Source organism: Citrobacter sp. SX206 (assembly GCF_024181025.1).
Classification (GTDB): domain Bacteria; phylum Pseudomonadota; class Gammaproteobacteria; order Enterobacterales; family Enterobacteriaceae; genus Citrobacter; species Citrobacter youngae.
In genome coordinates, this window is sequence record NZ_CP049738.1 from 2,272,885 (window position 1) to 2,295,663 (window position 22,779).

The 22,779-nt window shown below is 53.8% G+C and carries 21 protein-coding genes and 1 pseudogene; 5 read left to right on the top strand and 17 right to left on the bottom strand.

Annotated features, from left to right (window positions below):
• Positions 1-425 precede the first annotated feature (425 nt).
• Complete coding sequence (locus tag G8S19_RS11105; protein ID WP_124022079.1) at positions 426-1,127, bottom strand: DUF2931 family protein; 702 nt, start codon at positions 1,125-1,127, stop codon at positions 426-428.
• A 10-nt stretch (positions 1,128-1,137) separates the two neighbouring features.
• Positions 1,138-2,826, bottom strand: a complete 1,689-nt coding sequence (locus G8S19_RS11110) for a DUF2235 domain-containing protein (RefSeq protein WP_199981898.1) — start codon at positions 2,824-2,826, stop codon at positions 1,138-1,140.
• A 165-nt stretch (positions 2,827-2,991) separates the two neighbouring features.
• Here G8S19_RS11110 and G8S19_RS11115 point away from each other — a divergent pair.
• Positions 2,992-3,441, top strand: a pseudogene (locus tag G8S19_RS11115) (endonuclease); the annotation flags it as partial.
• Positions 3,442-3,509: 68 nt separating this feature from the next.
• Here the strand turns inward: G8S19_RS11115 and maeA are convergent.
• Entirely contained in the window at positions 3,510-5,207 is a 1,698-nt protein-coding gene (maeA, locus tag G8S19_RS11120) for a malate dehydrogenase (RefSeq protein ID WP_048211651.1), read from the bottom strand.
• A gap of 179 nt (positions 5,208-5,386) precedes the next feature.
• Positions 5,387-5,527, bottom strand: a complete 141-nt coding sequence (gene sra, locus G8S19_RS11125) for a stationary-phase-induced ribosome-associated protein (protein ID WP_005126806.1) — start codon at positions 5,525-5,527, stop codon at positions 5,387-5,389.
• Between the two features lie 227 nt (positions 5,528-5,754).
• Here sra and osmC point away from each other — a divergent pair, with 227 nt between their 5' ends.
• Positions 5,755-6,186 carry a peroxiredoxin OsmC gene (gene osmC, locus G8S19_RS11130; protein ID WP_048211652.1) on the top strand — a complete coding sequence of 144 codons (432 nt, stop codon included), beginning with the start codon at positions 5,755-5,757 and terminating at the stop codon, positions 6,184-6,186.
• A 47-nt stretch (positions 6,187-6,233) separates the two neighbouring features.
• Here osmC and G8S19_RS11135 read toward each other — a convergent pair whose 3' ends face one another.
• The 6 genes from G8S19_RS11135 to G8S19_RS11160 are packed head-to-tail and all read right to left on the bottom strand — an operon-like array spanning position 6,234 to position 11,942.
• Positions 6,234-7,004: a 3-hydroxybutyrate dehydrogenase gene (locus G8S19_RS11135; protein WP_124022077.1), complete on the bottom strand. Its 771-nt coding sequence runs from the start codon at positions 7,002-7,004 to the stop codon at positions 6,234-6,236.
• A gap of 11 nt (positions 7,005-7,015) precedes the next feature.
• Entirely contained in the window at positions 7,016-8,410 is a 1,395-nt protein-coding gene (locus G8S19_RS11140; RefSeq protein ID WP_197081310.1) for a GntP family permease, read from the bottom strand.
• A gap of 37 nt (positions 8,411-8,447) precedes the next feature.
• Positions 8,448-9,371: a 3-hydroxyacyl-CoA dehydrogenase family protein gene (locus G8S19_RS11145; protein WP_061067904.1), complete on the bottom strand. Its 924-nt coding sequence runs from the start codon at positions 9,369-9,371 to the stop codon at positions 8,448-8,450.
• A complete protein-coding gene (locus G8S19_RS11150) occupies positions 9,361-10,566 on the bottom strand; it encodes an acetyl-CoA C-acetyltransferase (protein ID WP_048211656.1) in 1,206 nt (401 codons plus the stop codon). Before G8S19_RS11150 ends, G8S19_RS11145 begins: the two co-directional genes overlap by 11 nt.
• Before the next feature lie 10 nt (positions 10,567-10,576).
• Positions 10,577-11,233: a CoA transferase subunit B gene (locus G8S19_RS11155; RefSeq protein ID WP_048211657.1), complete on the bottom strand. Its 657-nt coding sequence runs from the start codon at positions 11,231-11,233 to the stop codon at positions 10,577-10,579.
• A gap of 1 nt (position 11,234) precedes the next feature.
• On the bottom strand, positions 11,235-11,942 hold the full coding sequence (locus tag G8S19_RS11160; RefSeq protein ID WP_253686586.1) for a CoA transferase subunit A: 708 nt from the start codon (positions 11,940-11,942) through the stop codon (positions 11,235-11,237).
• A 142-nt stretch (positions 11,943-12,084) separates the two neighbouring features.
• Here G8S19_RS11160 and G8S19_RS11165 point away from each other — a divergent pair, with 142 nt between their 5' ends.
• Positions 12,085-12,975, top strand: coding sequence for a LysR family transcriptional regulator (locus G8S19_RS11165; protein ID WP_115602047.1), 891 nt, complete (start codon positions 12,085-12,087; stop codon positions 12,973-12,975).
• Between the two features lie 10 nt (positions 12,976-12,985).
• On the opposite strand, the gene G8S19_RS11170 is transcribed toward G8S19_RS11165, so the two are convergent.
• The 7 genes from G8S19_RS11170 to G8S19_RS11200 are packed head-to-tail and all read right to left on the bottom strand — an operon-like array spanning position 12,986 to position 19,909.
• Positions 12,986-13,927 carry an ABC transporter ATP-binding protein gene (locus G8S19_RS11170; RefSeq protein ID WP_048211660.1) on the bottom strand — a complete coding sequence of 314 codons (942 nt, stop codon included), beginning with the start codon at positions 13,925-13,927 and terminating at the stop codon, positions 12,986-12,988.
• The gene (locus G8S19_RS11175; RefSeq protein ID WP_048211661.1) at positions 13,920-14,906 is read right to left on the bottom strand and encodes an ABC transporter ATP-binding protein; all 987 of its coding nucleotides are present in this window, start codon (positions 14,904-14,906) and stop codon (positions 13,920-13,922) included. The genes G8S19_RS11170 and G8S19_RS11175 overlap by 8 nt, the downstream gene beginning before the upstream one ends.
• On the bottom strand, positions 14,903-15,799 hold the full coding sequence (gene ddpC / locus G8S19_RS11180) for a D,D-dipeptide ABC transporter permease (RefSeq protein WP_101742192.1): 897 nt from the start codon (positions 15,797-15,799) through the stop codon (positions 14,903-14,905). Before ddpC ends, G8S19_RS11175 begins: the two co-directional genes overlap by 4 nt.
• On the bottom strand, positions 15,796-16,818 hold the full coding sequence (locus G8S19_RS11185; protein ID WP_061067898.1) for an ABC transporter permease: 1,023 nt from the start codon (positions 16,816-16,818) through the stop codon (positions 15,796-15,798). The genes ddpC and G8S19_RS11185 overlap by 4 nt, the downstream gene beginning before the upstream one ends.
• A 44-nt stretch (positions 16,819-16,862) precedes the next feature.
• Positions 16,863-18,425, bottom strand: coding sequence for an ABC transporter substrate-binding protein (locus tag G8S19_RS11190; RefSeq protein ID WP_253686588.1), 1,563 nt, complete (start codon positions 18,423-18,425; stop codon positions 16,863-16,865).
• Between the two features lie 15 nt (positions 18,426-18,440).
• A complete protein-coding gene (ddpX, locus tag G8S19_RS11195; protein WP_124022075.1) occupies positions 18,441-19,028 on the bottom strand; it encodes a D-alanyl-D-alanine dipeptidase in 588 nt (195 codons plus the stop codon).
• Between the two features lie 14 nt (positions 19,029-19,042).
• Complete coding sequence (locus G8S19_RS11200; protein WP_048211666.1) at positions 19,043-19,909, bottom strand: MurR/RpiR family transcriptional regulator; 867 nt, start codon at positions 19,907-19,909, stop codon at positions 19,043-19,045.
• Positions 19,910-20,308: 399 nt separating this feature from the next.
• On the opposite strand from G8S19_RS11200, the gene hdeB reads away from it, so the two are divergent.
• On the top strand, positions 20,309-20,638 hold the full coding sequence (hdeB, locus tag G8S19_RS11205) for an acid-activated periplasmic chaperone HdeB (RefSeq protein WP_005122660.1): 330 nt from the start codon (positions 20,309-20,311) through the stop codon (positions 20,636-20,638).
• A 155-nt stretch (positions 20,639-20,793) separates the two neighbouring features.
• Entirely contained in the window at positions 20,794-22,737 is a 1,944-nt protein-coding gene (locus G8S19_RS11210; RefSeq protein ID WP_253686590.1) for a methyl-accepting chemotaxis protein, read from the top strand.
• Positions 22,738-22,779: the final 42 nt, after the last annotated feature.

A 22,779-nucleotide genomic window follows, 5' to 3' on the forward strand; every position in this document is an offset into this window, starting at 1 on the left:
GCTTACTCAAGAGTTACAGGCGTAAAAACGCCTCGTCAAACATCGCTGACGATAACCCGGTAAGCCCGAGAGAAGGGGATTTAGATGTTAGCTTCGCTCAAGCAGAAGTTATCGCAGCACGATACCGATAACGCTTGAGCACTGGCGATCGCCAAAAGCATGTGAAACGATGAAACGTTCACAGTACAGCATAAGTATCCTCCTTTTATATTTCCGAATGTTAATCGATGGTGAAAGTGTAAACGCAAGCTACGCAGTAGTGCAAGCTTACAGCACCCAACAGCAGAGAGACGGGCAGGGGTGATACAACAATTAGTTGGTGAGACCTGCATTTAAAAAGATTGAAGGTTAACCTGTCAAAACAATTAGATTGATGCTCAAAAGGATCTCAAGAAGATCCTTTTGGTTTTGCTGATCGTTATGTCCTACCAGTTGCCATATGGATAGTGCTTCCCCTTGATAAAGTCACGGATAAAGGCATCGTAACCATTAGCCTCGATGTAACTGAAATCAATCCGATTGGTAACGTTTTTGCATATCAACATATCATCCCCCGTCAGGGTGAACTGCCGGGCAGGATGCTGGAGTACGGATGAGTTCCCGTTATCCTCAAGCCAGACCCGTACAGTACCGCCGGGAGCCAGACCAACGGCCATTCGGTTCCGGTAGTACGGTTTCCCCGGATGGTAGGGATCAGGAAATGCCGTAGTCATCTGCTGCCACGTCTCCCGTCCGAACCAGATCTCTGTCTCATACGCTTTTTTATCGATAACCGAGTCCCAGCACACCGTCATTCGTACCGGCAGTGCTTTTCCCCGATTAAAATAACCGCCATATCCCCCCATCAAATTATGCCAGCGCCCGATACTCAGATCACTGGTGTCCATAGGATCTAACCGGCGGAAGATACTCTCCCGGATATCCCCGTCCTCCAGATACACCATTGTCACCAGTGCCGGCAGATTTTTCGGGTATATAAAACTGAAATTCCAGTTATCGTAAGGCAGCGTCTTTCCCCACTGCTCCACGCCATCTCCCAGCAGCGTCTTCACGCCTGCCCGGCGGTCATGACAGCTAGCAGTCAGCATAACGCTCAGCACGGCAACCATCAGCGATAATCGTCTCATCCCTGCCTCCTCAGAACAGTCCGTCCAGCGCGTCCGCGTTCACCCGCGCCCGGTCTTCCCACTGCTGCTGGTCGTCCATCCGCCACACCGTCCGCACCCACCCTTTGCCCGGGGCCATCGGCCACACGAACGAGCGCTCGTCCGCCGGCGCATAGTGGTGTCGCAGAAAAACCTCTCCCGAGGACGGACTCACCCACAGACTCAGATCCGAGTCGATGTTCCAGTTCGCCGAACAGTGCAGGTAACGCCCGATGGTTCGCATCTCCTCTGCCGTGAATCCCTCCGGCTCCGCGCCACGCCGGACCGCGCGCCCCTGCGCTATAGCTTTGTTACACAGAGGAAGCAGTTCTGACGGTAGTACCAGCTCTTTGTTGCTGCTGAGTATCGGTGTAAACATAACCCCGGCGTCCTGTGCCGCATCGAGCATCACCCGCATGCACACTTTTTCCCAGTCGTTCGGCACCGTCCTGCGCGTCATAAACACCGCCGCGCCTACTTTCTTCTCAAAAATAGACGCCCGCGCCTTGTCCCGGTTAACCAGCGGCCACGAAATCATTTTCGTCTCCACCTCGCCGTACGGCATCAGGTATTTCAGCGCCGGCAGCGAATACAACGCCTGGCGCATCTTCTCCGCCTGACGGTAAACTGCCGTCTGCATTTCATCCGCGCTGTCGCGAGTCACCTCAAAGTCCGGCATCGTCAGCAGGGAGATTTCATCCTCTCCCGCGTTATAGCCCCCGCCAATGTCCGAGTGCGCCCCTGGCAGCGCCAGCTCCGGCCACATCCCCGCGATGCTGTTCAGACTGAAGTTGTACCGGCACTCGTGCATCGCGCTTATCTGAAACACCTTCTGCGCCACCGGGGGGCGCAGTTCGAGATTCACTCCGGGGTTGCTGCGCCCGTTAATGTCGTAGAAGTTCAGCAGACTCCCGATGGCTGCGACCGTGTCAAACAGCCCCAGGAAGCGCACCTCACCCGCAGGTTTTCCATGGTGTCCCGCCATATCCAGCCCGTTCTCTATTGCTGCCGCTATCGCCGGGTCTTCATTCATCACCCGGTTGGCAAAATGCCGCGCCGCCGCCGCACCGCGGCTAAACCCGAACACGTCAAACTGCACCTTCGCGATTGCCACTTTGTCACGGTTACGACCGATGAAAACGTTCAGTGCTGAAGCAATTTCCTCAAGAACTTCATCGGTCTTCGTCACCACCCCTTCAAACTGCCGGATAAGGCTGCTGCCCAGCGCTTTACCCAGCATAGAATCGCTTTCACCGTCCGCTGTCCCGATACCGCCGACGTAAGCTTTCACCTGCGCCTCCATCTGCTCTTCGCCAAGGACAGTATCCGATTTGTAAAGTTCATTGAGCCGTGAAATATTGGTGATGCCGCCCTGCCAGCTACCGTTACCCAGCCCGGCTCTGGCGTGCTCTTCATACTTCGCGCATGCCCGGGCACGCTCCTCGCCGACCAGACTGGCGCAGTAGGCATACGCCAGGCGCAGATCGTCTGAGTTCGCCCGGTTATTTCCCGTACCGTCAAAGAATACCCCCACAGTCAGCGTGATCCCCCTGACCGGCACCTGCCGGCACCAGACGGTTTTAAAGCTACAGTGAATGCTGGTCTTATGGGTGCTGTCCCCGATAATTTCATACTGATAATAGCCACTATCTTCCGGTGCTGTCTTATCGACTGTGCTCATAGAAAATCCATTTAGTTTCTGTGGTTAATTAATATTCCATCATACCTTAACCGAAATCAACGCGCCGTCTTTAGTACATGATGCAGTTACCATGCTCAAATGTGTGGTGGAGAACGTATCCGGTAAAGAGTAGTTCTATTCCGTCAGGCATATTACCGTCGATAACGCGTGGCATTACTGGCGCAGGTTGACGTTCCTGGGGTTGATTCTGCCCCTATCATTACGGTGACTCATCTCGACTGGCAAAAAGAACCCACCATGCGTACTGAACAAGCCCGCTATCTGTTAGATATTAACCTTGGCGACGCTGCATCAGATTTCCAGGATATCGCATCCTCAATTAAGATCCTGGCAGGGGACTTCAATTCGACCTGGGATGAGCAGCCACTTAAAGAAATACGTTACTTTTTCAATGAAGTGATGAAAGAAGGAGTTGATACGCGCAGTTAACCAGCCGTTAACCCTGCGATAGATATAGACCATATTTTTACGTTTAAAGGTCAGAAGTGGAACATCAAAAATCTGGACATCCCGCATAACTCACCCGAATTTACTCGGTCTACGGCGAGCGATCACTTGCCGGTTATTGCAGAACTTGAACTTTCAGAGCAATAATCGATATAACGTGTTTGTTAATTGAATAATGAAAATTGCCCGGCAGCAACGTGCCGCCGGGCAAACCGTCAAATAGAAGTACGACGGTAGTCGCGATATTCCGCCTGCCAGAAATTCTCGTCGATTGCCTGTTGCAGCGCTTCAGCGGAGGTTTTCACCGCCACACCCTGCTGCTGGGCCATTTTACCGACGGCAAAGGCAATGGCACGAGAAACCGTCTGAATATCTTTCAGTTCCGGTAACACCAGTCCTTCACCGTTCAGCACCAGCGGTGAGTACTGCGCCAGCGTTTCGCTGGCCGACATCAGCATTTCATCGGTGATGCGTTTGGCGCCAGAGGCTATCACGCCAAGGCCGATACCCGGGAAGATGTACGCGTTATTACACTGGGCAATCGGGTAGATTTTATCTTTCCAGGCGACCGGGGCGAACGGGCTGCCGGTGGCAACCAGCGCGTTACCTTCGGTCCAGGCGATAATATCCTGTGGCGTGGCTTCAACGCGCGAGGTCGGGTTAGACAGCGGCATAACGATCGGACGCGGACAATGCTTGTGCATTTCGCGAATGATCTCTTCAGTAAACAGGCCAACCTGTCCGGAAACCCCGATCAGGATGTCAGGTTTAACGTTGCGGACCACGTCAAGCAACGACAGCACATCTTCTTGTGTATCCCAGTGCTGAAGATTTTCGCGTTTTTGCACCAGTTTGGTCTGGAAAGAGAGCAGGTTGGGCATTTTATCGGTTAACAGGCCGAAGCGATCGACCATGAACACGCGTTGACGCGCGGCTTCTTCGCTTAAACCTTCACGCTGGATTTGCGCGATGATCTGCTCGGCAATCCCGCAACCGGCGGAACCCGCCCCAAGGAAAACAATGTTCTGCTCGCTCAACTGGCTGCCGGCTGCACGGCTGGCCGCAATCAGCGTACCGACGGTAACCGCTGCGGTGCCCTGAATATCGTCGTTGAATGAGCAAATTTCATCGCGATAACGGGTCAGGAGCGGCATGGCGTTTTTCTGCGCGAAATCTTCAAACTGCAACAGCACATCAGGCCAGCGATGCTTCACGGCCTGGATGAATTCATCAACAAATTCGTAGTATTCATCATCAGTAATGCGCGGATTACGCCACCCCATGTACAGCGGATCGTTCAGCAATTGCTGGTTGTTGGTCCCGACGTCAAGTACCACCGGCAGGGTGTAAGCCGGACTAATCCCGCCACACGCGGTATACAGCGACAGCTTACCGATTGGAATACCCATCCCGCCGATCCCCTGATCGCCAAGACCAAGGATGCGTTCACCGTCGGTGACGACGATAACCTTGATATTGTGGTTCGGGACGTTTTGCAGAATATCGTCCATGTTGTGACGGTTCTGATACGAGATAAACACGCCGCGGGCGCGACGATAGATCTCAGAGAAACGCTCACAGGCCGCGCCTACCGTTGGGGTGTAGATAACCGGCATCATCTCATCAAGATGATTATGCACCAGTCGATAGAACAGGGTTTCGTTGGTATCCTGGATGTTGCGCAGGTAAATATGTTTATCGATTTCGGTTTTGAATCCCTGATATTGGATCCAGGCACGTTCAGCCTGTTCTTCAATCGTCTCGACCACTTCCGGCAGTAACCCCAGCAGGTTGAAGTTACGGCGTTCTTCCACACTGAAAGCGCTCCCTTTATTCAGTAAAGGGAATTCCAGCAGTACCGGGCCAGCGTAAGGGATGTAAAGGGAACGCAGTTTTTTAGTTTCGTTTTCCATGTCACTCACTCTTTTTTGAATAACCGTCCCTGGCACTCTTTATGATCGTATAGGGCCTGTCCGCCAGGGAAACGGGCGAAGTATAAAGCATTGTGAATGGGTTAAGGGGTTTTATAAGCAAAAACACCACTGCGGTTGCAATGGTGTTTATCTCTTTAATCAGTATGTCGTGCGGGAAACTATTTGCTGTCAGCGCGGCGTTTTCTTCCGGTAGGATTGTTGACCACGCTGGATTTGTCGCCTTCGGTCACGACTTTACGTTGATTGGAGATTTTGTGGTCCAGTCCAAGAATATGACGGGCCTGACGGTTCGATTTCATTTTAACTCCTTAATCCTGTTACTGGTTTCAAGGGCGAGCCCGCGTAAGAACGGACGAAATACAACCTGACAAAAAGCCGATGAGTAAACTAACGGCTCTCTGGATGGTCGGTCATTTTATCTGAAAGGTCAATGCTTAAGCAGAAAATGCAGAACTTTCCATTATGGTCATGCATTTTCCCATGAGGCCTATACTTGTTACTCCGATGACAACACAGGAGAGCGGTAATGACTATCCATAAGAAAGGTCAGGCCCACTGGGAAGGCGACATTAAACGCGGTAAAGGGACCGTGTCGACCGAAAGTGGCGTACTTAACCAGCAACCGTATGGATTTAATACACGTTTTGAAGGCGTCAAAGGCACTAACCCTGAAGAGTTGATTGGCGCAGCACATGCTGCCTGCTTCTCGATGGCACTGTCGTTGATGCTGGGCGAAGCAGGTTTTACGCCAGATGCCATTGATACGACTGCCGATGTTTCTCTGGATAAGGTGGATGCCGGTTTTGCTATCACCAAAGTGGCGTTACACAGCCAGGTGAGCGTTCCGGGGATAGACGCCGCTACGTTTGACGGCATTATTCAGAAAGCGAAAGCCGGATGCCCGGTGTCGCAGGTTCTGAAAGCGGAAATTACGCTGGATTATCAATTGAAATCTTAGTAATGGCGTGCCGGATGCGACCACGTCTTATCCGGCACCCGAGGGTATTACTGCGCCACCCAGCCGCCATCCATATTCCACGCTACGCCGCGCACCTGCGCTGCGCCGTCTGAGCACAGAAATAGCGCCAGCTCACCCAACTGTTCCGGCGTGACAAATTCGCGTGACGGCTGCTTTTCCGCCAGCAGAGCGTCACGCGCCGCAGCGGGTTCAGCCCCGTCGGCAATACGCTTATCGATCTGCTGTTGGACCAGCGGGGTCAACACCCAGCCGGGACACAGTGCATTGCAGGTGATTCCCGTCTGCGTGGTTTCAAGCGCAATGGTTTTGGTTAAACCCACCACGCCATGCTTCGCTGCCACATAAGCAGATTTGTCTTTTGAGGCCACCAGACCGTGAACAGAGGCGATATTGATGATGCGTCCCCAGTTACGCGTACGCATGCCGGGAAGCGCCAGGCGCGTGGTATGAAAAACAGAAGAGAGGTTAATGGCGATAATCGCGTTCCACTTATCAACCGGAAAAGTCTCTACCGGTGAAACGTGCTGGATCCCGGCGTTGTTGACCAGAATATCCACACCACCGAATTCGCTTTCGGCATAACGCATCATGTCGGCAATTTGCGCTTCATCGCTTAAGTCCGCGCCATGATAGCCTGGCGTTTTGCCACATTGCGCAACGGCATCTTTGGCGGCATCGACATCACCAAATCCGTTAAGGATCAGCGTCGCGCCCGCCTGCGCCAGTACCTGCGCGATGCCTAATCCGATACCGCTGGTAGAGCCGGTAACCAGGGCAACTTTTCCCGTTAAGTTCATGATGATTCTCCTTAAACAATTCCGGTGGTGTAGAAAACGCCGATCACAAACAGCACGGCCAGGCTTTTGATTACGGTGATGGCAAAAATCCCGCCGTACGCCTGACGATGGCTGAGGCCGGTAATCGCCAGCAGGGTAATGACCGCGCCGTTATGTGGCAGAGTGTCCATGCCGCCGCTTGCCATCGATGCGACGCGGTGGAAGACTTCAAGTGGAATATTGGCGGCATGGGCGGCAGCAATGAACGTATCAGACATCGCCGCGAGCGCAATACTCATCCCGCCGGATGCCGAGCCGGTGATCCCGGCAAGCGTGGTAATGCTGATCGCTTCATTGAGCAACGGATCGGGAATCGCAGCCAGCGCTTTTGACAACACCAGAAATCCCGGCAGGGCGGCGATAACCGCGCCAAAACCGTATTCTGATGCGGTATTCATCGCGGCCAGGATAGCGCCGCCAACCGCCGTTCGGCTGCCTTCCGCCAGGCGACCTTTGATATTGCGATAGCCGAACACCACCACCAGCAGGATCCCCGATATCAATGCCGCTTCTACCGCCCAAATAGCCGTAATTTTCCCCACTTCAGTGGTAATAGGTTTGGCAAGCCCCGGGAGTTCCAATTGATGCGTTGCGCCATACCACTGCGGGATCCAGCGGGTAAACAGCAGGTTAAACACACCCACCAGGATCAGCGGAGAAATAGCAATAATCGGGTTTGGCAGGTTAATGTTATCCGGCGTCTCCGGCTCGTTTAACAGCTCAGTGCCATAGCCTTCATTTTTAGCCTGCGCTTTTCGACGCTGGCGCTCGAGGTACATCAGGCCAACAAAGATAATAAAGAGCGAGCCAATCAGCCCCAGCCACGGCGCGGCCCAGGCGTTAGTCCCAAAGAAGCTGGTTGGAATGATGTTCTGGATCTGCGGCGTCCCCGGCAGGGCATCCATCGTGAAAGAGAATGCCCCCAGCGCCACGGTTGCCGGGATCAGGCGCTTCGGAATATTACTTTGACGGAACAGTTCAGCCGCGAACGGATACACCGCAAAGGCCACTACGAACAGCGACACACCGCCGTAGGTCAGGAGAGCACATACCAGCACAATCACCGGAATGGCGTGACGACGTCCGAGAATGTTGATGGCAGCAGCAACGATTGAACGGGAAAAACCGGATAACTCGATTAACTTGCCAAACACCGCTCCCAGCAGGAACACCGGGAAGTAAAGCTTTACAAAACCGACCATTTTTTCCATAAACAGACCGGTGAAGGCGGGGCCGACGGCGCTCGGTTCCGTAAGCAGAACAGCACCTAATGCCGCAATGGGGGCAAACAGGATAACGCTGTATCCGCGATAGGCTGCCAGCATCAGCAAGCCCAGCGCTGCCAGGGCGATTAATACACTCATCATGACTCCTTATTATTATAGTGGGGTACAGAAAGAGACGTTATGGCTTCAGGGCAAAGCGCAGTTGATGTTCACGGCGTTGCTGGATGTATTCCTTGCGCGAATCATCCCAGCGATAAAACCCCTGACCACTGCGCAAGCCGGTGTCGCCGTTGGCAACCTTGTCAGCAACAAGTGACATCATGTCGCTGCCGGTGGCCAGCTCCGGGAGCAGATGCCGGCAAATATCCTGCACCGTAGACAGCCCGGTCATATCTGCCGCTTCCAGCGGACCAACCATCGCATAGCGACGCCCGAGGGAGGCGCGCATCACCTGATCCACCACTTCCGCGCTGGCGATCCCGCTTTTAACGATATGTAGCGCTTCACGCAGCAGTGCGAATTGCAAACGGTTACCGACAAACCCCGGTGCGGCGCGATCGAGCACCACCGCTTCCAGTTGCATCGAGAGCAACAGACGTTGCAACTCGCTGAGATATTCCGGTTTCGTTGCTGAACCCGGCACAATTTCAACCAGCGGAATAAAGTGGGGGGGATGCCAGAAATGGGCGATCAGCAACCGTTCGGGGTGGGTGAGTTTTTCTGCCAGCGCATCCGGCGGCAGGCCACTGGTATTACTGGCGATCACCGCATCTGGGGCGATTAATGCTTCCAGTTGTGCATACAGTGCGTGTTTGAGCTCGAGTCGTTCCGGGATCGCTTCAATCAGTAATTGCGCGGTGGCGATATCCTGCAGCGAAGTCGTACCGTGCAAGCGACTCAGAACCGACGCTTTTTCCTCTGCGTGAAACTGGTCAGTCGCGATCAGCTCATCGAGAATGCTCCCGGCAACGGCGTTAATTTCAGCAATCCGGTCGCTATCGGTATCAAATAGCCAGATATTATGGCCAAAACGGGCAAAATGGGTGGCAATGCCGACGCCCATTAAACCCGCGCCCAGGACGCTAAAGTGATTATTTTGCATGCTGTTCTCCTGTTGAACGCTCTACCGCCAGCGCGACGCCCTGACCGCCGCCTACGCACAGCGTAGCCAGCCCTTTGGTCGCGTTACTGCGCGCCATTTCATGTAACAGGGTCACCAGAATGCGGCAGCCAGAGGCGCCAATCGGATGACCCAGCGCAATCGCACCGCCGTTTACGTTCACCCGGTCGCTGTCCCAGTTCAGGGATTCGCCAACCGCCAGCGCCTGTGCGGCGAAGGCTTCGTTGGCTTCAATGAGATCGACATCATTCAACGTCCAGCCCGCTCGCTTCAGACACTGGAGTGACGCCTCTACCGGCCCAATGCCCATAATGGCCGGGTCGACACCGGAAACGGCGTAACCCGCCACCCGGGCAAGAACCGGCAGCTTAAGTTCTGTTGCTTTGGCGGCGCTCATCAGCATCACCGCCGCCGCGCCGTCGTTGATTGATGAGGCGTTCCCGGCGGTCACTGTGCCATTACCAGGACGAAAAGCCGGTTTCAGTTGTGCCAGTTTCTCCGCCTGAGTATCCGGGCGCGATTGTTCATCACGCTCAACCAAACGTGGTGGTTTTTTCCCTTGTGGAACACTGACCGGCGTGATTTCTGCATTGAATCGACCGGCTTCAATTGCCGCCGCGGCTTTCTGCTGAGACTGCAGCGCAAAGGCATCCTGTTGTTCGCGACTGATAACAAACTTATCTGCCAGATTTTCTGCAGTAATACCCATGTGGTAGTCGTTAAACGCATCCCACAACCCGTCGTGTACCACGCTGTCTTTCAGACTGGCATGCCCCAGACGCAGACCCGAGCGTGCGCCGTCGAGAAAATAGGGCGCATTGCTCATGCTTTCCTGGCCTCCGGCAATGATGATGTCCGCATCACCGCAGCGGATAGCCTGCACCGCCTGTTGCACCGCTTTCAGACCTGAACCACATACCAGATTGATGGTTAGCGCAGGGACCGTCACCGGCAAGCCAGCCCGTAATGCTGTCTGTCTGGCCGGATTCTGGCCGCTGCCCGCCGTCAGAACCTGCCCCAGGATCACCTCGTCAATTTGCTCCGGCGCGACGGCGGTTTTTTCCAACAGAGAGCGGATCACCACTGCCCCCAGTTCCACGGCACTGAGCGGTGCCAGCGCCCCGTGGAAACTGCCAATGGGTGTACGCGTTGCGGCGACAATAACAACATCCTGCATGGTCAGCTCCTCAGCTAAATTGCATTTCGGGGACGTTTTCGGGAACGATCAGCTTGCCGGCTGTTCTGGCGACAATCTCATCCACGCTGATGCCCGGCGCACGTTCGCGCAGAATGAACGCGCCATCGGCGATCTCCAGTAACGCCAGGTCGGTAAGCACGCGTTTAATGCAGGCCACGCCGGTTAGTGGCAGGGTGCAGGCGGGGAGCAGCTTGGACTCACCGTTTTTGGACGCATGCGTCATCACCACAATGATGTTTTCAGCCCCGGCCACCAGGTCCATCGCGCCACCCATGCCTTTCACCATTTTTCCGGGGATCATCCATGAGGCGATATTGCCGTTAACATCCACTTCAAACGCGCCGAGTACCGTCAGGTCAACGTGACCGCCGCGGATCATGGCGAAAGATTGCGCCGAGTCGAAGATCGCCGCGCCTTTGCGCGCCGTCACGGTCTGTTTACCGGCGTTGATCATGTCAGCATCAATTTCGTCTTCGATCGGAAACGGGCCCATCCCCAGCAGACCGTTCTCCGACTGGAGCATCACGTCCATCCCATCGGGAATATAATTGGCCACTAAAGTTGGAATACCGATCCCAAGGTTGACGTAATAACCGTCGCGCAGTTCCCGGGCGACACGCATCGCCATTTGTTCACGTGTTAACATGTCAGGCTCCTTTCTGGCGCAGGGTGCGTTGTTCAATGCGTTTTTCAAACTGCCCCTGAATGATGCGGTTTACGAAAATTCCCGGGGTATGAATTGCGGCGGGGTCCAGCTCGCCGGGAGGGACAATTTCTTCGACTTCCACGACGGTAATACGCCCGGCGGCGGCCATCAGTGGATTAAAATTCTGTGCGGTGTGGCGATAAATAACGTTGCCGTACCAGTCGGCTTTCCAGCCTTTGACCAGCGCAAAATCACCGGTAATCGCCTGTTCCATAATGTAAGGACGGCCGTCAAATTCACGTACCTCTTTGCCTTCGGCGACGGGTGTACCGTATCCTGTGGCGGTGAAAAACGCCGGGATCCCTGCGCCGCCGGCACGTAACTGCTCAGCCAGCGTGCCCTGTGGGGGCAGAATGGCTTCCAGTTCACCGCTCAGTACCTGCTTTTCAAACAGCGCATTTTCGCCAACATAGGACGCTACCACTTTACGTACCTGACGTGTTTCCAGCAGCACACCGAGGCCAAAACCATCCACGCCGCAGTTGTTTGAAACGACGGTCAGTCCCTGAACCTCCCGACGGCGTACTTCGGCAATCAGGTTTTCAGGAATGCCGCATAAGCCAAAACCGCCCGCCAGCAGCGTCATATTGTCGGTCAGCCCTGCCAGCGCCTCTTGATACGTGGCGACACGTTTATCCAGTCCAGCCATACACTTGTCCCTCCAGTTGTCCTTGCCGACATCATTGGGGGTGAAAAATGATTTGTTAATTTTAAATTTGTGACTCACTCATTGGGTTTTTTTATCAATTTAATGTTAATTAAAGGTATTCAATAAGTTAAAGGAATGCGAAATGGGAATGAGCATCAAACAGTTACGCGCGTTTTTAGCGGTAGCTCACACTCTGAATTTTGCTCATGCCAGTGAAAGACTGAATATGTCGCAGCCCGCATTAAGCCTGGCGATTAAAGGGCTTGAGGACTCGCTGGGCGGGGCGTTACTGTTGAGAACCACCCGCAAAGTGACCCTGACGCAGGAAGGAGAAACGCTGCTGAATATGGGGCGACAACTGCTGGCGGACTGGGAGAATACGGAAGAAGCAATGCGCCAGCGCTTTACACTGCAACGCGGTAAAATCTCCATTGCTGCCATGCCTTCGTTTGCGGCTAACGTCCTGCCACAGGTACTGAAAACCTTTCGGGATTGCTATTCCGGTATTAACGTGACGGTTCACGATGTGATCAACGAACAGGTCATTGAAATGGTGAGTGAAGGGCGGGTGGAGATGGGGATCGCCTTCGAGCCTGATTATTCAGGGCAACTGCACTTCACGCCGCTCGGTGTCGATCGTTTTGTGGCGATCGTCCCGCCAACATCCAGGCTGGCGGGGCGAGAGCGTATTGCGTGGCGCGAACTGCTGACGCTGGATTTTATTACGCTGCAACGCCCATCTGCCGTGCGCCTGATGCTGGAAGAACAACTGGTGCAAAGCGGACATACGCTGGACGTGGCGCTGGAAAGCCATCAACTGGTGACCGTTGGCCGTATGGTGGCAAGCGGATTAGGCGGCAGCGCAGTCCCCGCACTGTGTCGAACACAAATGACGGAACTTGGCGCAACCTGTATAGAGCTTGACGGTCCCGTGATCCAGCGGCGGATCGGGGTGCTGCGTTCGGCACACCATAAATTATCAACCGCGTCGGGAATGCTGGTGGACGCGCTGAAAAAGGCGTATCTCGCCTGAAAATGCGTAGTCAGCAGATGTCAATGGCCCGCCAACAACGAACTTCGCGTCCGGCTTCATTTTTCAGTAATGTCTGTTTTTTTTCACATCCGTGGGTTGCCAGCGGGCATCTGTCGCGGAAAAAACAGCCTTGCGGTAGCGTCCTGTTGCCGGGGAGTTCGGTTTTACGCAGGACCAGGTCTTCAGCCAGCGGCGTACCCGTTTTAGGCACCGAATCCAGCAACAGACGGGTGTAAGGATGCGCCGGATGCGAGAGAACCTGTTGCGCATCGCCCAGCTCAACAATTTGCCCAAGGTACATCACCGCCACGCGGTCGCTCATATGCCGTACGACCGATACGTTATGCGATATCAGCACAAAAGTCAGATTCCGGCGTGCCTGCAATGCAACCAGCAGATTGAGGATTTGCGCCTGTACCGAAATATCCAGTGCCGACGTCGGCTCATCAAGGACGATCACATCCGGCTCCGATGACAGCGCGCGGGCGATGGCAATACGCTGGCGCTGTCCGCCAGAAAAGGCATGCGGCAGGCGATCGAGGTATTCCGGACGAATCCCTACCTGTCGAGCCAAATCCTCAGCCAGGGCGCGGCGTTCGCGTTCAGGGCTACGCTTTTGGATCCATACCGGTTCAGTGATTATTCGCCATACCGGCAAGCGCGGGTCCAGGGATGAAAGCGGGTCCTGAAAGACCATTTGCATACCGTTGTGTTGCTTGCCACCGCCGCAAGAATAGTGCCCCTGGCTCGGTTTGAGCATCCCCATCAGCAGTTGTGCCAGCGTACTTTTACCGCAGCCGGATTCGCCAACAATCCCCAGCGTTTCCCCCTGGCGGATTTGTAAATCCAGACCGTTGAGTGCATGCACCCGCTCTGTTACTTTGCCGAGCCAGTTTTTTCGCGCGGGGAAGTTAATATGAACATCCTGCAGGTCCAGTAAAATATCAGACATGTGTCGTCTCCAGTTGTGGGTACCAGCAGGCGGATTGTTGATCCGCACCGCCCTGGCTGCATAAATCAGGTGTTTCTTCACAGCGAGGCCCCGCGGCAAAGCAGCGATCGCGGAACGCACATCCGACGGGTAAACAGGTTAAATTCGGTACGGTACCCGGAATCGCGGGGAGCAAAGCACGCGGTTCACCGTGCTCAGGCGCACACTTCAGGAGGCCAATAGAGTAGGGATGTGTGGGGTGCTGAATAACGGTTTGCGTCGGGCCGCTTTCAATCACGCTCCCGGCATACATAACGTATAACCGGTCACACAATTGCGAGACGACGGCCATATCATGGCTGATAAACAACACGGCGGTACCGCTGGCCCGCGCTTTACGCTTCAGTAAGCGCAGCACCTGAAGCTGTACCGTGACATCCAGCGCGGTGGTGGGTTCATCGGCAATGATCAGGTCTGGCTCACAGGAAAACGCGAGCGCAATCATCACGCGCTGACGCATCCCCCCAGAAAGCTCAAACGGGAAGCGGGACATTACTTCCGGGGCATCCGGGATTTGCATTTCTTCCAGTAACGCAATGGCTTTCTGCCGGGCATCCGTGCGGCTCAATGCCTGATGGTGACGGATGACCTCCACCATTTGCTGGCCGATTCGTCGTGTTGGATTCAACGCCGTCATCGGCTCCTGGAAAATCATCGCCACGCGCTGGCCGCGCCACTGGCGCATTTGTTTTTCGCTGGCAGTTAAAACATCTTCACCCAACAGCGTAACGCGCCCCTGATGGATACGATAGCTTCCTTCGGGTAACAGACGCATGGCGAGCATGGCCGTGACGGATTTCCCTGAGCCAGACTCACCAACCACGCCGACAATTTCACCCCGGTTGATATGCAGCGACACATGATTCAGCGCATGCACATCCGCTTTATAACCGGGGAAGCTCAGATGTAAATTCTCGATCTCCAGGACAGGTTGTGTCATGAGTGTTTTCCTCCGGCTTTCGGATCCAGCAGATCGCGAATACCATCACCAAAGAGATTAAAGCCCACGGCGGTAATCAGAATGGCGGCACCAGGAAATGCGCAATACCACCACTGGTCAAGCACGTAGTTTCTACCAATCGCCACCATTGCGCCCCATTCAGCGCTGGGTTGTTGGGCGCCGAGGCCAATAAATCCGAGCGTGGCGGCCATCAGGATCGCACTGCCAATATCCAGTGATGCCTGCACAATCAGCGGGGGAAGTGAATTGCGTAAAATATGCCAGCTGATCAGATGCCAGCGTGATGCGCCATAGGTTCGCGCGGCCTGTACATAAGTAAACTGACGAACGACCAACGTTTGACCGCGGGCGAGGCGTACATAGAAAGGAATACGCACAATCGCAATCGCCAGCATGGCGTTGAACAGGCTTGGCCCTAATGCAGCGGCCAGTGCCATTGTCAGTACCAGCGAAGGAATGGACAGCATAACATCCATCATACGCATGATGATCGCATCGGCACGTCCGCCCATCACGCCAGACAGGCATCCCAACAGCGAGCCCAGCCCGCCAGCGATACCCACCACCACCAGACCGGCGACAATTGACTGCTGACTTCCGACCAGGACGCGGCTGAACAGATCACGACCCACTTCATCGGTGCCAAACCAGTGGCTGGCCGACGGTGGCAACAGGCGAGCGGTCAGATCGATGGCGTTAGGATCGTAAGGGGTGATCCACGGAGAGAGCACCATTAACAGTAGCATCAGTACAATAATAACGCCGCCAATCACCGTCAGCGGACTGCTTTTCATCATCCAGAACAATTTGGCCCAGTCCGTGCGACGGCGGGCGGTCTGCGGGGCCGCTGGCGTTTCTTGTGTGAGCATCATTGTGCGCCTCCACGTCCAATTCGAGGATCTACCCACAGATAGAGCAAATCCACCACCAGGTTAACCAGCACATAGGCGAAGGAGACCACCACGGCAAATCCCATCACGGCCGGGAAATCAAGCGCCTGAATAGAGGTCACAACCCAGGCGCCCATGCCCGGCCAGGCAAAGACCGTTTCGGTCAGTACCGCGCCATAGAGCAGATCGCCCAGGGCCAGACCCAGCACGGTTATTGACGGAATCAACGCATTCGGCAGTGCATAACACAAAATGATGTACCAACCCGGTAAACCACTGGCACGCGCGGTGCGGATATAATCTTCGCCCAGTTGTTCCAGCATGGCGGAGCGAATCTGTCGGGCAACGATCCCTAAGTGCACAAAGGCCAGCGTCAGCGACGGCAGGATCAGGTGCTGCAGCGCATTGAAAAAGACCTCGGCGTTGCCTTCCAGTAGCGCATCAACCAGATAGAAACCGGTGACGTGCGTGGGGGGATCGAGCCAGTCATCAAGCCGTCCGCCGCCGGGTAAAATCTGCAAATGGCCATAAAACAGCACGATAACGCCGAGGCCCAACCAGAATGCCGGGGTCGAAATACCGGTGATCGCCATCAGGCGGACGAGGTGGTCGAGCCAACGGTTGCGCCAGACAGCAGACAAAATACCCAGCGGGATACCGATGATCAGCGCCAGCAGCAGAGAGCAGAAGGCCAATTCAAGAGTGGCAGGGAAGAATACGCGCAGTTCATCCAGCACCGGACGGCCGGTGCGAATGGATGTGCCTAAATCACCCTGAAAAATATCGCTGACGTAACGGAAAAACTGAATATACAGCGGCTGATTCAGTCCCAGCTGTTGGCGAATATTTTCGACAATTTCATCACTGGCGCGATCGCCGGCCAGCAGCCGTGCAGGGTCGCCCGGGATCAGGTGTGAAATAATAAAAGTGATTACACAGACACCGGCAACCACCAGGATAAGTCCCCAGCATCGCTGGCGTAAAATACTCCAGAAGGTCATTGGCTTCCCCTTGCGGAGCCAAATCGGCTCCGCATTAATGTGGTTTATTTACTCATGGTGGAGATATTGAAGACCTGTTCCAGCATGGGGTTGAAGACAAAACCTTTGACGTCTTTATTCATCGCCAGCTGGTAGTTTTTCTGGAATAAATAGACGTAAGCCGCTTCATCAATGACGATGGTTTGCGCCTGCTGGTAATCATTGGTTCTGGCGACCTGGTCGGTGGTGGCCAGCGCGCTGCGCAGCAACTTATCGACCTCACTGTTTTCATAGAATGAACGGTTACCCGGCAAGCCTTTCTTATCCGACTCGAACCAGTAGTTCATGAACATGTACGGGTCAGCAAAGTCCGGGCTCCAGTTACCGATGGCAATGTCATAGTCACCTTTACCGACGCGATCGCGCATGGTGGCATTCGCCAGTTTTTCCAGTTTCACCTTAATACCTAACTTGCCGAGGCTGGCCTGAGTGGAGAGCGCAATTGGCTCCCAGTTAGGATCGTTATCGGAATACAGGAAGCTCAGGGTTTCGGGTTTGTTGGCAACGTTACCTATTGCTTCTTTTGCTTTCGCTTCATCAAAGCTGTACTGCATGGCCTTGTCATCAAAACCCCACATCCCCTCAGGAATAGGGCCACGCATCTGCTTGCCGTTACCGCTGAGGATCCCATTTACCATGCCTTTATAATCGGTGGCCCACGAGATGGCGCGGCGCAAATCCACCTGATTGAGCGGCGCTTTACTGTTATTCAGATACAGATAGGTGACGCGCAACGAGGGATAATCCGCCACGTTCACTTTGCCTTCCTGTTTGAGAGCAGCAAGCTGGTCAACAGGAAGCGCATCGGCAATGTCGATATCGCCTCGGGACAGTTGCAAACGACGGGAAGCGCTTTCTCCGATGATCTTGACCGATACGCGTTTAAACGTGGGTTTAGGGCCGGAATAATGTGGGTTGGGTACCAGTACCAGTTGTTGTCCTTTTTGCCAGATCTTCAACATGAAGGGACCAGACCCGGCCGTATTTTGTGCCAGAAATCCACGGGCATCATCAGCGGCATGCTCTTTTAAAATCGCCGGGTTGATAATTGAGGCACCGTCATTTGCCAGCGTATATAAGAACGGCGCGAATGGTTGGCTAAGGGTAAATTTCACCGTGTTGCTGTCGATGGCATCAACTTTCAGATCTTTCGGAAATGCCTCAGCCGGCCCTTGACCGATCTTGAGCAAGCGCTCAAAAGATTGTTTTACTGCATCAGCGGTCACTGGCGTGCCGTCGGCGAATTTTGCATCGCTTTTCAGGGTAAAGATCCATTCTTTTTGGTCATCAGACGCTTTCCAGCCGCTGGCCAAATCACCTTCAACTTCCGTGGAACCTTTGCCGCCCTCTGTTTTGTACTGAACCAAACGCTGATATGAGGGATAGGTCACCGTCCAGTCGTTGTTATCGATTGTTACAGCGGGGTCGAGCGTTTGTGGATCGGCGGCTTTACCGATAACCAGCATATCTTTAGGGACGGCGGCCTGTGCGGCAGGCAAAGCGACCGCCAGCGCAACGGCTAACAGAGCGGGGCGAAAAAACGAGGTTAACGCAGGTGTAGTCTTCATAACCAGGCTCCAGAATTAAAGGGGATGTTGTGTTGTTATAGACGTGACAGTGTAACAAGTTATTTGATCGTCAAGCAGCGGGTAACGCGCGGCATTTGGCAGTTCGAAATGCCACCACTCGCTGTTGATGCCGACAAAACCGCCGCCGAACATGATGGCATTGAGCAGCAGTCGATTACGCTGCGCAGCCGGAGGAACTGAAGGGTGCCAGGCATGGGAACGGTCATGCATTTCATCAAAACCAGCCCCCATATCGAGCACATTACCGCGAGCATCCATCAGCGTGACGTCAATGGCCGTACCCCGGCTGTGATTCGAACCGATCGCAACATCCACCACATACTGCGGATCCGGACAGGCATTCCACAGTATCGCCTGCGCCTGTTGTGGGCGGTAGGCGTCATACACCACCAATGACAAACCCGCCAACTGCGCGATGCTGATGCTTTTAGCCAGTGCAGTGACGGCCTCGGAATGCAGCAGGCAGCGCGCTTCCTGGTAGATGGGCGCACCGGTAATGTTATCGGCTGTAGCGTATTTCAGGTCGATATGCAGTGACGGGAAAATCACCGACAAATCGACCAGTTCTGGGGTATCTGACATAGCACGTTTCCTGTTTATTGTTCGAATTGACCAAATTGTTGTTGTAACTGGCGGTTAGTTTGCAGGCGTCCTGCGAGGGAGTCGCCCAGTTGCGCCACCACCGCGGAGAGTAATAAGTTGAACAGGCAACTTACCGGAGCAAGTGAATCCCAGAAGTGCCCGGTATCCGTTTTCACCTGAAGTAAATCAATGGCATAGTCTCTGGCCCAGGGGCACCATACATCCGTGATTAACGCGAGAGGAATGCCGCGCTCACTGGCAACGCGGCAATATTGTCGGGATGTCGCCGAGTAAGCGCGCGTATCGGTGATCACGACATAAGGTTGATTAAATCCCGAGTTCAGCGACTCAACCCAGCTACCGGAAAGCCCTTCGGAGTAACTCACTTTCGGGCGCAGATATTCCAGATGGCTAAAAAAGGCGTTAGCGATCCCGCGGGTGGACTGGATCCCAAGGATATAAACGGCTTCTGCCTGCGCCAATTGCTGCGCAATACGTAAAAATGTCTCGCTTTGCGCCAGTTGGTAGACGTGGGTGATAGCGTCAATCTCCAGCAACAGCGACTGTTGTGCGCGGTCAGGTAGATTTTGCTGCTGGTGCCAGGAGTCCAGGCGCTCGTTCATTCCCCAGGGCTGATAGGGAATAGCCGGTATTTCACGCAGGCTGGCTTTCGCATCTTCCAGGTTACGAAACCCGAGTTTACGCAGGTAGCGCCCGACGGTAATGCCACTGGTTCCTGCTGCTTTCGCGATGCCGTCTGCCGTTTCAAAAGGGATCTGTGCAGCGTGCGCTAACAACCAACCGGCAACGCGCTTTTCACTGGGCGTTAGCTGGCTAAAGGTCCTTTCTATGCGGGCAAATAACTCAGGTTTTGATGTCATTACCATCTCGCTGTTAGTTGTTTGTCAGATACCGCGTCACTGTTACCGGATTAACAATGCAGGACGCGTGCCAGGTCGGCGACAGCGCTGCGTCGGGGTTCTTTGTTAAAAAACATCAATTTTCATTAACCAATGATCAACATTTGTGCAGCGTAGTTCAGTTTTGGTGCAAAGGTAGGGTAAGTGAGGGATGAATCTGCTGATTTCGTCGTAACGATCACATTGTGTGCAACATTTCTTATCAGACATCAGAATCAGTAATGTGAAATATAAATTTCAGCCATATCGATGGCCGTAATATTTATTCTTCTGACGGTGGGAGTATTATTTTTTGCGAACTACATTAACGGTTTAAAGCGCAAGTGTAGATATTATCTGGATTATAAATGGAGTACTACAATGAATAAATTCTCCCTTTCTACAGCAGGCATCCTGGTCGCAGCGCTGTTAACCAGTGTAAGCGTCAATGCAGCAACTGATAACGCTAAAACTGAAGTCACTCCGAAAGGCATGAGCTGCCAGGAGTTTATTGATTTGAACCCGCAAACTATGGCTCCGGTTGCTTTCTGGGTGCTGAATGAAGATGAAGACTTCAAAGGCGGCGACTTCGTTGACTATAACGAAACCATCACTACAGCTGTGCCTCTGACCGTTGAACTTTGCAAAAAACATCCGCAAAGTGAATTAAGTAAAATAAAAGAAGAAATCAAAAAAGAATTATCTAAATAAGATTATCCATGTATTAAAACCCAGCCTGAGTGCTGGGTTTTGCTATATGTGACAACGTCACTTATTTATTTCGTAAGACTTAAGAAAACGTTATAAAGATATAAACTCCTGTGCCGATACTGGGTAAAAGTTAGCCTTTTGCAGAAGGAGTTTGTATGGCCTGGTATCCTACTCGTATTTCAACGCGGTTAACCATTGGCGGCATCCTGCTGCTTGCGGTGACCACCCTTGTTATTGTTGCAATTATGCTCTGGCGTGGTCAGCCACGCGTCGTCGAAATCAATACCGCTCTGATAGAAGAAACAGGGCAAGGTTTAACCCGTCAACTGAGTACTGTGCTATCCCGAATCGAGGGCGAAACCGTCAGTCTGTCACGACTGGCCGAAGTACTGCCTAATGATGAGTCTTTGTATCAAAGCGTGGTTCCACACCTGATTGGCGAAGACAGCCACTCAATTATTACCGGCGGCGGGATCTGGCCAGAGCCAAACGCGTTTACCCCGGGAGTAGATAAACGTAGCTTTTTCTGGGCGCGCAATGCTGAGGGCAAGCTTGATTTTTCGAATGATTATAATGCCGAAGGATCTGCCGGTTATCACAATGAAAGTTGGTATCAGCATGCCAAAGGTCACTCACAGAATAGTTGCCTGTGGTCTGATGTTTACCAGGATGCCAGTTCCGGCGTGAACATGGTGACGTGCAGTATTCCGTATCAATTAGCCGGCAAGTTTGCCGGTGTGGCCACCACCGATATTCGTCTGGATAACGTAGCGACCTTTATGCAGCAGCAAGGCAACAGCACCGGCGGCTACGCATTTGTGGTTGATAAACAGGGGCAGATCCTCTATTTCCCCCAGGCCGATCAGACAAAATACAAAACCTTTAGCGATCTGGCGCAAAGCGCACACTGGCTGGCTCCGGTAGAAGCCGGGCTGAAATCGCCGCGCGCGACTGATGGCGTGAAAACCATCACGCTGGAAAGCGATAACGTACTGAATGCTCCGTCACGCGTAATGTTGTTCCCGATGGCTGATACTGGCTGGGTCGTAGGGCTGGTGACACCGGAAACGCGCATCGTTGGCCTCGCCAAAGTCATGATGCAGGATGTGCTGGAAGTGCTGATCCCGATTATGACCGTGTTGCTGGTAGGATCATGGCTGGTGGTGCGTCGCTTGATCTCTCGTCTCGATGATACACGTCGCGCACTCGATGATATCGCACAGGGTGAAGGCGATCTTACCCGACGTCTGGATGTTCGAGGTAATGATGAGATTTCAGATATCGCGGAAGCCTTTAACCTGTTCGTCGATAAAATTTCTGCCATTCTGATCACCGTCAGAAGCAGTAGCGTGGTGGTAGCCAATAACGCCGTCAGCCTGGCCGACAGTAACATGGAGCTTTCTTCACGGGTAACTCAGCAGGCGGCTGCGCTGGAAGAGAGCTCGGCCGCGATGGAACAATTAAATGCGACCGTTCATCAAAATGCGAGCAACACGCAACTGGCAGATGAACTTTCCGACAACACTGCGCAAACGGCGAATCGCTGTGGCGACGTGATGCAAGGTGTGATCTCGACAATGGATAACGTCAGTGCCTCGTCCGGTAGAATGGTGGAAATTGTAGCGGTCATCGACAGTATTGCATTCCAGACCAATATCCTGGCGCTGAATGCCGCCGTTGAAGCCGCCAGAGCAGGGGATGCAGGCAGAGGATTTGCGGTTGTTGCCTCTGAAGTTCGTACCCTGGCACAGCGCAGTGCCACTGCAGCCCAGGAAATCAAAGCGTTGATTGATGAGTCCGTTTCGCATGTTGGCAGCAGCAGCCAGCAAATCCACAATGCAGGTGAGCGCCTGGAAGAGCTGGTCAACAACGTGCGTCAGGTTAGCCAACTGATGGGGGAAATCCGTGTCGCGGGTGACGAGCAACGTAAGGGCGTTTCCGAAGTGACGCTCGCCGTCACCGAAATGGACAGCACCGTGCAGCAAAACGCATCGTTGATTGATGATGCCGCCACGCGAACCCAGGTACTGAAAGAAGAGGCGGAACAATTAGCGTTACTGGTTTCCTCCTTCAAATTGCCGGAGCCTTCAGCGGCCTGATCCCCACGTAAAGTATCCGGGGGCATCGTCTGCACCCGGATA

Excerpts from the sequence above, each read along its gene's own strand:
- G8S19_RS11105 (WP_124022079.1), bottom strand. The coding sequence starts at position 1,127 with ATGAGACGATTATCGCTGATGGTTGCCGTGCTGAGCGTTATGCTGACT.
- G8S19_RS11110 (WP_199981898.1), bottom strand. The coding sequence starts at position 2,826 with ATGAGCACAGTCGATAAGACAGCACCGGAAGATAGTGGCTATTATCAG.
- maeA (WP_048211651.1), bottom strand. The coding sequence starts at position 5,207 with ATGGAAAACGAAACTAAAAAACTGCGTTCCCTTTACATCCCTTACGCT.
- sra (WP_005126806.1), bottom strand. The coding sequence starts at position 5,527 with ATGAAATCGAACCGTCAGGCCCGTCATATTCTTGGACTGGACCACAAA.
- osmC (WP_048211652.1), top strand. The coding sequence starts at position 5,755 with ATGACTATCCATAAGAAAGGTCAGGCCCACTGGGAAGGCGACATTAAA.
- G8S19_RS11135 (WP_124022077.1), bottom strand. The coding sequence starts at position 7,004 with ATGAACTTAACGGGAAAAGTTGCCCTGGTTACCGGCTCTACCAGCGGT.
- G8S19_RS11140 (WP_197081310.1), bottom strand. The coding sequence starts at position 8,410 with ATGATGAGTGTATTAATCGCCCTGGCAGCGCTGGGCTTGCTGATGCTG.
- G8S19_RS11145 (WP_061067904.1), bottom strand. The coding sequence starts at position 9,371 with ATGCAAAATAATCACTTTAGCGTCCTGGGCGCGGGTTTAATGGGCGTC.
- G8S19_RS11150 (WP_048211656.1), bottom strand. The coding sequence starts at position 10,566 with ATGCAGGATGTTGTTATTGTCGCCGCAACGCGTACACCCATTGGCAGT.
- G8S19_RS11155 (WP_048211657.1), bottom strand. The coding sequence starts at position 11,233 with ATGTTAACACGTGAACAAATGGCGATGCGTGTCGCCCGGGAACTGCGC.
- G8S19_RS11160 (WP_253686586.1), bottom strand. The coding sequence starts at position 11,942 with ATGGCTGGACTGGATAAACGTGTCGCCACGTATCAAGAGGCGCTGGCA.
- G8S19_RS11165 (WP_115602047.1), top strand. The coding sequence starts at position 12,085 with ATGGGAATGAGCATCAAACAGTTACGCGCGTTTTTAGCGGTAGCTCAC.
- G8S19_RS11170 (WP_048211660.1), bottom strand. The coding sequence starts at position 13,927 with ATGTCTGATATTTTACTGGACCTGCAGGATGTTCATATTAACTTCCCC.
- G8S19_RS11175 (WP_048211661.1), bottom strand. The coding sequence starts at position 14,906 with ATGACACAACCTGTCCTGGAGATCGAGAATTTACATCTGAGCTTCCCC.
- ddpC (WP_101742192.1), bottom strand. The coding sequence starts at position 15,799 with ATGATGCTCACACAAGAAACGCCAGCGGCCCCGCAGACCGCCCGCCGT.
- G8S19_RS11185 (WP_061067898.1), bottom strand. The coding sequence starts at position 16,818 with ATGACCTTCTGGAGTATTTTACGCCAGCGATGCTGGGGACTTATCCTG.
- G8S19_RS11190 (WP_253686588.1), bottom strand. The coding sequence starts at position 18,425 with ATGAAGACTACACCTGCGTTAACCTCGTTTTTTCGCCCCGCTCTGTTA.
- ddpX (WP_124022075.1), bottom strand. The coding sequence starts at position 19,028 with ATGTCAGATACCCCAGAACTGGTCGATTTGTCGGTGATTTTCCCGTCA.
- G8S19_RS11200 (WP_048211666.1), bottom strand. The coding sequence starts at position 19,909 with ATGACATCAAAACCTGAGTTATTTGCCCGCATAGAAAGGACCTTTAGC.
- hdeB (WP_005122660.1), top strand. The coding sequence starts at position 20,309 with ATGAATAAATTCTCCCTTTCTACAGCAGGCATCCTGGTCGCAGCGCTG.
- G8S19_RS11210 (WP_253686590.1), top strand. The coding sequence starts at position 20,794 with ATGGCCTGGTATCCTACTCGTATTTCAACGCGGTTAACCATTGGCGGC.